This is a genomic window from Chromobacterium sp. Rain0013 (assembly GCF_015291765.1).
Taxonomy (GTDB): domain Bacteria; phylum Pseudomonadota; class Gammaproteobacteria; order Burkholderiales; family Chromobacteriaceae; genus Chromobacterium; species Chromobacterium haemolyticum.
Genome location: NZ_CP031514.1, coordinates 643861 through 655615 on the forward strand (window position 1 = coordinate 643861; position 11755 = coordinate 655615).

Consider the following 11755-nt stretch of genomic DNA (forward strand, 5'->3'; position numbering starts at 1 on the left):
AGGCCAGGCTTGCAGGGCGGCCTTTGGGGTAAAGGGGAATTTGGCCGCGCCAATTCCCCTTTCCTTTTCCCGGGCGGAACCGGCCCTAAATCATCATCCGCGAAGCGGATTCAAACTCTCAAAAATCGTAACTTCGCAAATCACGCCCGCATATGCAGCCCGTAGTACATGGTCTGGTCCCAGTAGCCACCGGTCAGGCCGGCCAGGTATTGCGCCGCGCGGAACAAGTCCGCCGCGCTGCAGCAGCCGGCGCTGACATTGCCGCGGTAGAGCCCGCGATTGGGATCGAACACCCAGATGTAGTCGCTGCCCTTGTAGACGCCGACGGCGTGGCCGGAAGCGCCGCCGTTGCGCATCAGGTTGAGAAACAGGGCGTCGCCGCGCACCATCCGATTTTCGATGATGTCTTGCCAGGCTTGGGCGCTGGCGCCGTGGGCGTTGTTGCTGTAGTGGCAGAAGGTGAGACCGAAGGTTTCCGCATGATTGGCGTCGCCCACCCGGTTGTGGGCGGCCACCGAGGGGTAGACCTGCTGTTCCAGATAGGAGGCGAAGCGGAACAGGTAGGCCCCGTTGTCGAACTGCTGGTAGAGCGCGTCCGCCTGTGCGGTGGTGGGCAGGTAGTCGCCGGCGCTGCTGCCCATATTGAATTTGCCCACGCGGTCTTGAATGTGTTTGAGCCACAGGCAAACCGCGGCCTCGCACACCCCGGCGGCGTTGGCGCCGTTCCCGGCATTATTGAAAGCCCTTTGCAACGACCACGCCATCGCGTTCCCCCTTGTTGCTCACTGGTTTCAGATTTTCAAGACACGCGCATGTCATGGCGCGATATTTTGAAATAAACCGTAAACGGTGTTTGCGCCAGTGGATTCAAGCGTGACCACGGCCCGGCGGCGATGCCGGACCATGGCGTTTCAACACCGTATATCCAGCGCGGCGGATCGTAAACAGGTTCTCAGCGCCGGAACAGCTCGGCCTCGCTGGCCGGCTGCAGCCGCGGCGGGCCGGACAAGGCTTGCAGGAAGGCGTGCAACGCCTGTTTTTCCGCGGCGCTGAGGCCCAGCGGCTTGAGCAGCGGCGTGGGCTTGGGCAGCGTGTATTTTTCTACGCCCACCGCCTCCACCAGATTGCCGCCGTTGTTGTAGAACTCGATCACGCCGGCGCCGTCCTCGTCCAGCGGCATGTCGCCGGTGTGCATGTAGTCGCCGGTGTAGAGCAGATCTCGCAGGGTGGGGGTGCGGAATTTGCCCAAGTCGGCGCGCAGGCCGGTGACGCCGCCGCGGCCCAGGTCTTCCTTGTCGCGGCCGATGTAGTTGAGGCCGGTGTTGTGGAACTGGTTGTCGGACAGCAGCGGGCTGTTGTGGCAGTTGATGCAGCGCGCCTTGGTGCGGAACAGGTGCAGGCCCCACAGCGCTTGGTCGTTCAGCGCGGCGCGCTCGCCTTTGAGGAAGCGGTCGAAGGCGCTGTCCTGGCTGATCAGGGTGCGCTCGAAGGTGGCGATGGCCTTGGCCATGCGGTCCAGGTCCACGCGGCTGTCGCCGTAGGCGGCGGTGAACAACGACGCATATTCCGGCGCGGCGGCGATCTTGGCCACGGCCTGGCCCAGCGGCTGGTGCATTTCCAGTGGATTGGCCACCGGGCCCTTGGCTTGCTCTTCCAGGCTGGCGGCGCGGCCGTCCCAGAATAGCGCGCCGACGTAGGCGGTATTGAGCAGGGTCATGGCGTTGCGGCCGCCCAATTGGCCAATGTGGCCCTGGGACACCGAGCGCGGATCGCTCCAGCCGTGTTCCGGCGCGTGGCAGCTGATGCAAGCGATGCGGTTGTTGCGGGACAGCCGGGGGTCGCGGAACAGTTTGTCGCCCAGCGCCGCTTTGGCGGCGCTGTAAGGGTTGTCGGCGGGAAACGGCGCCGCCGGCAGCAGGCCCAGATCGCGGAAACCGGCTTGCGCCGCTGTATCCAATGTGGGCGCGGGCCAGGCCGCTTGGCGGTCCGCGCCGGGCTGGTATTGGCTGTAGCGGGTCCGCCATTGCGCCAGCTGGGCGGCGTCCGGCTCCTCGCCGTCGCTATCCGGCAGCGGCGGTTTGGCCGGCCGGATGGAGAGGGCGACCAGCAGCGGTTGCTCGGCCTGGCCGGCGAGATGGGCCGCGCTCTGTTTTCCGCCGTTTCGGTCCAGGCCGTAGAGCTCGCCGCTCGCGTCGCGCGCCCATACTCGGGCGGCAGCGTTGGCGGCGGGGTAGTCCTGATCCTGTTGCAATTGCAGCCAGCGGATGGCCTCGATCACGCTGGGCAGCCGCCAATTGTCCTGTTGGCACAACCGTTGCTGTTGCAGCGCGGCTAGCGCCGGATTGAGGCTGGCCGCGCTGGCCGGCCGCGGCCGGGCTTGCCACAGGATGATGTCGCGCCAGCTGTCCGGGTGCAGGTTGTCGTCAACGCAGGCAGCCTGGGCCGGCGCGGCCAGTTGGCCGTCGGCGCTCACCGGGATGTAGGCCGGCTGCGGCGGTGGATTGTCTTCCGGGTTGGGATCGTCCGCCAGCTTGGGGCCGCGCACCAGACGCAGCCGCGCCGGCTGGCCCAGGCTGAGACTGACGCTGGACAGGGTGCGGTGGGTATCGTCAAAAGCCACCGCCACTGCGCCTTCGCCGCGGCGGCTGGTGGCGGTCCAGTAAAAGGCGGCTTCGGCGTCCGGGAAGGCATGGCGGTCCATGGCTGGCAGGCCGCGCGAACGGTCGTACTGGCTCCAGTCCAACAGGGTTTTCAGTTCTCGCTCGGTGGGCAGCCGCCAGCCGCGCTCCGCGGCGATGTCGTCTTCGCTGTCTTCGAAGCCGCAGAGTTTTTGCTTGTTCACGGCTTCGGTGTAGGTAACGGCCAGGCAGTCTTCCTGGCCGGGCTCGCATTGGGCCGGGCGTTCCGGCTTGCGGCTGGCGCTGGCGTAATAGCTGTGGAACTGGCTGCGCAGGCCCTGCACGGACTTCACTTCCCAGATCAAGCCGGTCTGCTTGTCTTTCACGCAGCCGGCGCGTTCGCCCGCGTCGCTCAGGGGCGCGCCGTCGGTTTCGGCCAGCGGGGTAAAGCGCGGACCGGGCGGCTGTTCGCGCAGCGCGGCCAGGCTCAGGCGAAAGTGGCTGGCCGCGTAGTCGGCGGCCACTACGCTGCGGGCAATGCCGGCGGCATCCAGCAAGGTTTGCAAATCGCCGGCCTGTTCCAAGCGCATGCTGCGACGGAAGCGGCCTGCAGTGTCAGCGCTGATCTGGATGCCGTTGTTGGGGTTGTCGTCTTCGTCCAGCGTCAGCAGCAGCTGTACCTGACGCAGCACTTTGGGATCCGCCGGGTTCTGGCTGCCAACCAGTTGCAGCGGGGTAAGCTGGGCCGCACCCAGGCCACGGCCCAGTTCCAGCTGACCGATGCGGAAGACGACGATTTCGCCGTCCAGGTAGTGGAATTCGCCGCTGGCGGTGGTTTTGCCGGCATGGCTGCCGCTGTCGTAGTCCAGGCCCGCTACCGGGCTGTCGACGAAAATGCCGGTCCGGACCGGCTGGGCGGCAGGGCCGCCGGAGCAGGCGGACACGGCCAGGCTGCCTGCCAGGATGAAGGGAAGAACAAGGCGCGAGTGCATTTTTGTAATTAATAATCATTTTTATTTGAAGACGGGGATTATGCGTTTGTAGAGTTGTTCGTACAAGAAGCATGTCGGGAATAGACAAGGCAGGGTCGCGCCTTGCCCGCCCGCGGTGACATAGGGCTGGGCTTGGGGTTCTAGATGGGAGTTGAGAGCCGCGCCTTTCTAGGCGCGGCAACAAGGTGTGGCGAGCCGCCGATAATCAGAGCGGACGGCCCGAGGCATGGAGGATGGATGGCCCCTCGGAGCGAACCGAGGCATAAGCCGACAAGGGTTTGTCCATGCCGTGCGGCGACGGTTCGTCGGCCAGCTTGGGACCTCGCACCAGACGCACCCGCGCAGCCTGGCCCTGGCCCAGGCTGATGCTGGCCAAGCTGCGGTGAGTATCATCAAAGGCAACCACCACGGTGCTTTCTTCCGAATGGCTGGTGCCGGTCCAATAGAAAGTGGCCGCCGCATCCGGAAACGCGTAGCGGTCCAATGCCGGCAGGCCAAGCGCTTTGTCCCGCTGGCTCCAATCCAGGAGCGTTTTCAACTCCCGTTCTGTTGGAAGCCTCCAGCCACGATCCCCGCCCGCCGTCTCATCGTCGAATCCGCAAAGCCTCTGCTGCCTGACAGACTGGACATAGGTGGCGACCAGGCAATCCCCTTGGTCGGATTCGCATTTGGCCGGCTGCGCCGCATTTCCGCTAGAGCTGGCGTAGTAGCTATGAAACTGGCTACGCAAGCCTCGCTCGGCTTTCACTTCCCAAATCAGGCCGGTCCGCTTGTCCTGCACGCAGCCGGCGCGTTGCCTGGCCCCATCCAACGGCGCACCGTCGGCTTCGGCCAAGGGCGTGAAGCGCGGGGAGGGCGGCTGCGCACGCAAGGAGGCCAGGCTGAGCTGGAAATGCTGGGCAGCGCGATCGGCACTGACCAGGCGACGAGCAATGCCGGTCTGATCAAGCAGGGTTTGCAGATCGCCAGCCTGTTCCAGGCTTTGGCTACGGTTAAAGCGGGCGGCGATTTCCGTCTCAATCTGAATGCCATTGTCGGGATTGCCGTCCTGATCCAGCGTCAGCAGCAGCTGTACCTGACGCAGCACTTTGGGGTCCGCCGGGTTCTGGCTGCCGGTCAATTGCAGTGGAGTAAGCTGGGGCGCGCCCAGGCTGCGGCCCAGTTCCAGCTGACCGATGCGGAAGACAACGGTTGCGCCGTCCAGGTAGTGGAATTCGCCGTTGGCGGTGGTTTTGCCGGCATGGCTGCCGCTGTCGTAATCCAGACCCGCTACCGGGCTATCGACAAACACGCCGGTGCGGACCGGCTGGGCGGCTGGACCGCCCGAGCAGGCGGCTAGCGTCAGGCTGGCCGCCACAACAAGTGAAAACTGAGAATACCGGATCATTCTGACAACAAAATATCATTTTTAGGACGATTGATTATGCGTTTGTAGATTCGTCCACACAAGGAAAATGTCCGAAACAAGCAAGCGAAGGTCGCGATCAAGCTTTTGGCATACGATATGTTAGGCAAACATCGCGCGATCTAGACGATGCGCAGCGTCGGAACGCGCTGGCAGCAACAGCAGACCCCTCCAAGCAGTTCAATGCCTGCTGCGCTACGGCGATACGACGTTGAAAACGGCTTCACAATGCCCATTTAGCATATTTATATTTTGCTTTCTCGGCCGTTTTCGTTCTGGCTTGCGGAACTAAGCACAGACACAAAGAGCCGGAGCGCAATGACTGAAACTAAAAAAGCAGCCCTTGGGCTGCTTTTGTATTTGCGCTTCGTTTCAGCGCAATGCGGCGTCCGGCCATACCCAGTCCCCTGGCGGCGGGACTTGGCTGCCGGACGGACTTAATACTTCGGACCAGGCCTTGATGCTGCCCGCGTATTTGCACAATGCGGCGAAGGCGGAGACGTTGCCGGCATTGCCGTTGTATACACCCACCTGCACCCCCTTGGGCGACAGCAGCGGGCTGCCAGAGTCCCCGCCGCGGCCCACCCTGCCGTTGGCAAGCAAGGACAGGCCGTTGGCCAAGGGCGACGGCCCCAACTGCTGGATATTGGCGACGCGGACATCCATCAGACTGGTCGCCAGCTGGCCGCCGGTCTCCGCCATGCGTAGATTGGCCTGCATTGCGCCTATCCCGCCGTTGCAGTCCTCTTGCGCCACTACCGGCACTGCCCTGGCTCCGTCTAGGCCGGCGATGGGGCGGGACAGTTTAAGTAAGGCCAGATCCACCGCCACGCCGTTATGGTCGAACTTGATCCAATTGGGCTTGGCATTGTTGCGCGTGGTTTCCACGCGCTGGGCGAAGTGGCGGCCGTAATAAGCGGTCACACCATTCCAGTTGTCCAGGATGCAATGCGAGGCGGTCAGCACCAGATCCGACCCCACCAGCGAGCCGCCGCAGATATTGCCGCCGGACGAGCCGCGAAAATCGAGCTTGACGTAGTGGGTTTCGGCTGGAGAGAAAGGCGCGGCGGCGACCAATTGCGCACTGGCCAGCAGGCCTGCGGCAAAGATAATTTTCTTCACGGAATATCCTTTTCAAAATCGTTATTGCGGTTTTCATCATCCAAAAAGACCGGCCGGGCCGGCTCGCTTAATTCAAGCTGGAATCTGCCCATTCCCCATCGCAAGCTTTCCCGGTCGGTTGCAATGATTATGTGATTTGCAAAACGATTTTTATGTGTGAATTTTCCATGCTTCGTCGCCACAAAAACAACAAAGTCATAGGTTTTTATTAAAACCAATTACCCTGTATACCGCAAAATAGCCTGTGGCGGGCTCTGATGTTTTTTAAGCGGCGCTTAAATAGCTGCTTTGTTAATTTTCACCGATTAACCGTTAAATTTAATAGTCCTCATTTAATTAATCTCGAATGATTTATTATTTTTGTGGAGTAAATAAAAAACGCATCGTTAACAATGCGGTTTTTTACGATTCTGGCCGGCGCCAAGCAATATTCAGCGCATGAATACGGCGGGCTACCCATTTATCCACAGGATGCCGAGAATGACGTTCTTATCCACAGTCACGCGCTTGGCCCAGCCGACTGTCCTCCCCCGGCAGCAAACGCGAGGTCCACGCCAACAATGCCGCCCATAACGGGGCCAGGATCAGCAGCGCCAGCCACGGCGGCGCGCCGGCTTGCAGTGCGCGCAGTTGCAGCCCTCCCCAGCAGACCAGAGGTCCCGCCAGCTCGCCGATGAGCGCCAGCAGACGCGGCGACGGCCGCCAGACAGCCAACAGCCTCAGCCACCAACAGCTGAAGCTCAGCCACAAGACAACCCTCCACAAGGGCAGGACGCCAACGCCGACAAAGCGGTAGAGTCCCAAGCCGGCAATGGTGAAGTCCAACAGACAACCCGCCGCGGTCAACAGCAGCGCGCGGGCTTTGAGCCCGGCCGGTAATCCTTGCCAGGCCAACAGCGCGCCGGCCAGCAACAGCACCACGTAGCGGTCGCGGAAACTGAGCAACAGCCAGGCGGCGCCGCCGAAGAGCAGGCCGCCCAGCAGCAGCCTGGGCCATGGCTTGCCCGCCTCAGGCGTCATAGCCCAGATTGGGGGCAAGGTCGCGCTCGGCCTGTTCCACGCTGACGCCGCGGCGTTCGGCGTAGCTGGCCACTTGGTCGCGCTCTATCTTGCCCACGCCAAAGTAGCGCGCGGCAGGGTGACTGAGATAAAAACCGGACACGGCGGCGGTGGGCAGCATCGCGTAGCCTTCGGTCAGCGTCATGCCGATGGCCGGCGCGTCCAAGAGTTCGAACAGCGCGGTCTTGACGGTGTGGTCCGGACAAGCGGGGTAGCCGGGCGCGGGGCGGATGCCCTGGTACTTTTCGTCGATCAGCGCTTCGTTGTCCAGTTGCTCGGCGACCGCATAGCCCCAGAATTCCCGGCGCACCCGGGCGTGCATCAGTTCCGCGAAGGCTTCGGCCAGCCGGTCCGCCAGCGCCTTGAGCAGGATGGAGGAATAATCGTCGCCGGCGTCTTCGAAGCGTTTGACGTGCGGCTCGATGCCAATGCCGGCGGTAACGGCGAAAGCGCCGATGTAATCCTGCACGCCGCTGTCCCGCGGCGCGATGTAGTCGGCCAGCGCCCAGTTGGCCTTGCCGTCCATCTTGGGCAGTTGCTGACGCAGCCCCACCCAGCTCATCAGGCTGGCGCGGTTGTCCGGATCGCGGATTTCGATGTCGTCGTGATTGACGCTGGCGGCCGGGAACAGACCGATCACCGCGTTAGCCCCCAGCCAGTTCTCGGCGATGATCTGCTTGAGCATCGCTTGCGCGTCCTCGTACAAGGCGCGCGCGGATTCGCCGACAATCTCGTCGTTCAGAATGCGCGGAAAGCGGCCGGCCAGCTCCCAGCTCTGGAAGAACGGAGTCCAGTCGATATAAGCGGCAATCTCGGCCAAGGGGTAGAGCTCGAAGCGGCGCACGCCCAGCCATTTCGGCTTGGGCGGCTGGTAGGCCGTCCAGTCTATCGCTTCCTTATTGGCGCGCGCGCGCTCCAGGCTGACCACCTTGCGGCTCGCCTTGTTGGCGTGGCCTTCGCGGGCGCGGTCTTGCTCGGCCTGGTTTTCCAAGACGAAGGCGTCGCGCAGCGTATCGGACAACAGGTTGGAGCAGACGCCGACGGCGCGGCTGGCGTCCGGCACGTAGATCACCGGATGTTGGTAGTGCGGAGCGATCTTGACGGCGGTGTGGACCTTGGATGTCGTCGCGCCGCCTATCAACAACGGGATGGTGAAGCCCTGGCGCTGCATTTCCTTGGCCACATGGCTCATTTCTTCCAGGCTGGGCGTGATCAGGCCGGACAGGCCGATGATGTCGGCCTTGTGCTCAATGGCGGCGTCCAGGATTTTCTGGCAGGGCACCATCACGCCCAGATCGATCACCTGATAGTTATTGCAGCGCAGCACCACGCCGACGATGTTCTTGCCGATATCGTGGACGTCGCCCTTGACCGTGGCCATGATGATCACGCCCTTGGCCGGCGCGTCGGCCAGGCCAAGCCGGATTTTTTCCTCCTCGATGAAGGGCTCGAGATGAGCGACGGCGGCCTTCATCACCCGCGCGGATTTGACCACCTGCGGCAGGAACATCTTGCCGGCGCCAAACAGATCGCCCACCACGTTCATGCCGTCCATCAGCGGACCTTCAATCACGTGGATGGGACGTGCGGATTTCTGCCGCACTTCCTCGGTGTCTTCGACGATGAAGGTGGTAATGCCCTTGACCAGCGCGTGCTCCAGCCGCTTTTCCACCGGCAGCGCGCGCCAGGCCAAGTCTTCGCCCTTTTTCTCGCCGGCGGCTTCCCCTTTGTATTTTTCCGCCAGCGCGATCAGGTGTTCAGTGGCGTCGCCGCCGTCCTTGGGCACGCGCATCAGCACCACGTCTTCAATGCGTTCGCGCAGTTCCGGGTCTACCTCGTCGTAGACTTCCAGCGCGCCGGCATTGACGATGCCCATGGTCATGCCGCGCTGGATGGCGTGGTAGAGGAAGACGGCGTGGATGGCCTCCCGCACCTTGTTGTTGCCGCGGAAGGAGAAGGAGACGTTGGACACGCCGCCGGAAATCTTGGCGTGCGGCAGCTGCTGCTTGATCCAGCCGGTGGCTTCGATGAAGTCCAGGCCGTAACGCGCGTGTTCCTCGATGCCGGTGGCCACGGCGAAGATATTGGGATCGAAGATAATGTCTTCCGGCGGGAACCCCACTTCGTCCACCAGAATGCGGTAACTGTTCTCGCAGATTTCTATCTTGCGGGCATAGGTGTCGGCCTGGCCGGCTTCATCGAAAGCCATCACGATCACCGCGGCGCCGTAGCGGCGAATCAGCCGCGCCTGCTCGACGAATTTGTCCTTGCCTTCCTTCATCGAGATCGAGTTGACGATGCCCTTGCCCTGTATGCACTTGAGGCCTGCCTCGATCACGTCCCATTTGGAGCTGTCGATCATGATGGGCACGCGGGCGATGTCCGGCTCGGAGGCGATCAGGTTGAGGAAGCGCACCATGGCGGCGTGGGCGTCCAACATGCCCTCGTCCATATTGATGTCGATCACCTGAGCGCCGTTCTCCACTTGCTGCCGCGCCACGTCCAGCGCGGTGGCGTAGTCGCCGTTCAGAATCAGCTTGGCGAAGGCCCGGCTGCCGGTGACGTTGGTGCGCTCGCCTACGTTGACGAACAAATCCCCGTCGCCGATGTTGAACGGCTCCAGGCCGGACAAGCGGCACTTGGCTTCGATCTGCGGCAACGGCCGCGGCGCGACACCGTCCACCGCGCGGGCGATGGCGGCGATGTGTTCCGGCGTGGTGCCGCAACAGCCGCCTACGATGTTGATCAGGCCGGACTCCGCCCATTCGCGGACAAACTCGCCCATCGCATCCGGCTCCAGATCGTAGCCGCCGAAGGCGTTGGGCAGGCCGGCGTTGGCGTGCACCGATACATAGCCGGCGGACACCCGCGCCATTTCCTCGACATAGGGCCGCAGCAGGTCGGGGCCCAGCGCGCAGTTGAGGCCGTAGCTGACCGCGTCGGCGTGGGACAGCGAGTTGTAAAAGGCCTCGGTGGTCTGCCCGGTCAGGGTGCGGCCGGATTGATCTGTGATGGTGCCCGAAATCATGATGGGCAAACGCGGCGTGTCCGGGCGCTCGTCGAAGTATTGGTGGATGGCGAACACCGCCGCCTTGGCGTTCAGGGTGTCGAAAATGGTTTCCACCAACAGCAGGTCCGCGCCGCCCCGCACCAGGCCGTCTATCGCCTCGGTGTAGGACGTCACCAGTTCGTCGAAGCTGACGTTGCGGTAGCCCGGGTCGTTGACGTCCGGGCTGATGCTACAGGTACGGTTGGTGGGACCGAGCACGCCGGCGCAGTAGCGCGGCTTGGCCGGATTGGCGGCACTGGCCTTTTCGCACAGTTCCTTGACCAGCTTGGCCGCGGCATGATTGATTTCCCAGACCAGGCTTTCCATGGCGTAGTCCGCCATGGCGATGGAGGTGGCGTTGAAGGTGTTGGTTTCGATGATGTCGGCGCCGGCGTCCAGATACGCCTGGTGAATGCCGCCGATCACATCCGGGCGCGTCAGCGCCAGCAAGTCATTGTTGCCCTTGACGTCGCAAGGCCAGTCGGCAAAGCGCTCGCCCCGATAATCGGCTTCCTCCAACTGATGGCGTTGGATCATGGTGCCCATGCCGCCATCCAGAATCAGAATGCGTTGGGAGAGGTGTTGCCGGAGGGGATGCGAGAATGTTTTTGTCATGGCGGCTGAACTTTTTTTGTCTACAACGATAACAAGCGCAACGGACTCAAAAGGTCATCTTAACACTCGCAATCAACTGTCCGGTCGCTTGCTTAAGAATAAAGAGAGAACATCCATATGGCCATTACGAATAAGCTGTGGCTGCTCGCGGGGCTGGCGGCGGCAGGGTGCGGGGAGGCGTGGGCGGCGGGTAGTTTGCGGATAGGCGTGGCGGATACCGACGCGGCGCCGGTCGTGATGCTGTCGCCGGACGGCGAGCATCTGCGCGGCGGCTTGTCCAAGGACCTCGGCGAGATGCTGGCGGCGGAATTGGGCCTGCGGCCGGAGTTCACCCTGATCGCCCGCAAGCGGGTGGAGTCCTCTATCGAATCGGGCCGGGTGGACATTATCTGCAACGCCAATCCGGACTGGTTCGGCAACGCGGCGCGTCTGGGCTGGACCCATGAAATCTACCCGCAATTGGAACGGCCGTTGACGCTGAAGCAGCCGACGGAGTTGCGCCAGGTGGGCGACCTCGCCGGCAAGCGCATCGTCACCATCCGTGGTTACAACTATCCCACGCTGGAACGCTTCTGGCGCAGCAGCCCAGCCTTGCACAACGAGGAGGCGCGGATAGAGTTGCTGATCAAATCGGTGCAAAAACGGCTGAGCGACGTCGCCATCGTGTCTGAACTGGAGTTCGCCGCCTGGGCGCGCGCCTGGCCGCAGGATGCGGCGCAATTCAAGCTGCACTCGCTAGTGGTGACCTTCATGCCCACCATGTGCGCGGTGGCGCCGCATTCCGATATCAAGGTGCCGCAGCTGAATCAGGCCATAGACCGCCTGCAGAAAAGCGGCCGCATCAAGGCGGTGTTGAAAACCTATCAGTGGCAGCCGCAGGAATAAAAGCCGTCGG

7 protein-coding genes are annotated in these 11755 nt (G+C 62.8%); 1 reads left to right on the plus strand and 6 read right to left on the minus strand.

Annotated features, from left to right (window positions below; genetic code table 11):
• Positions 1–140: 140 nt before the first annotated feature.
• From DXT74_RS02980 to metH, 6 genes are all read right to left on the minus strand, one after another.
• A complete protein-coding gene (locus tag DXT74_RS02980) occupies positions 141–764 on the minus strand; it encodes a hypothetical protein (protein ID WP_194427294.1) in 624 nt (207 codons plus the stop codon).
• 188 nt (positions 765–952) lie between these two features.
• The gene (locus DXT74_RS02985) at positions 953–3610 is read right to left on the minus strand and encodes a cytochrome c peroxidase (RefSeq protein WP_194427295.1); all 2658 of its coding nucleotides are present in this window, start codon (positions 3608–3610) and stop codon (positions 953–955) included.
• 205 nt (positions 3611–3815) lie between these two features.
• A complete protein-coding gene (locus DXT74_RS02990; RefSeq protein WP_194427296.1) occupies positions 3816–4997 on the minus strand; it encodes a DUF1566 domain-containing protein in 1182 nt (393 codons plus the stop codon).
• Between the two features lie 390 nt (positions 4998–5387).
• Positions 5388–6137 carry a S1 family peptidase gene (locus DXT74_RS02995; protein ID WP_194427297.1) on the minus strand — a complete coding sequence of 250 codons (750 nt, stop codon included), beginning with the start codon at positions 6135–6137 and terminating at the stop codon, positions 5388–5390.
• Between the two features lie 489 nt (positions 6138–6626).
• Positions 6627–7157: a DUF2878 family protein gene (locus tag DXT74_RS03000; RefSeq protein WP_194427298.1), complete on the minus strand. Its 531-nt coding sequence runs from the start codon at positions 7155–7157 to the stop codon at positions 6627–6629.
• The gene (gene metH, locus DXT74_RS03005; protein WP_194427299.1) at positions 7147–10860 is read right to left on the minus strand and encodes a methionine synthase; all 3714 of its coding nucleotides are present in this window, start codon (positions 10858–10860) and stop codon (positions 7147–7149) included. Before metH ends, DXT74_RS03000 begins: the two co-directional genes overlap by 11 nt.
• A gap of 117 nt (positions 10861–10977) precedes the next feature.
• Here metH and DXT74_RS03010 point away from each other — a divergent pair, with 117 nt between their 5' ends.
• A complete protein-coding gene (locus DXT74_RS03010) occupies positions 10978–11745 on the plus strand; it encodes an ABC transporter substrate-binding protein (protein WP_194427300.1) in 768 nt (255 codons plus the stop codon).
• Positions 11746–11755 lie beyond the last annotated feature (10 nt).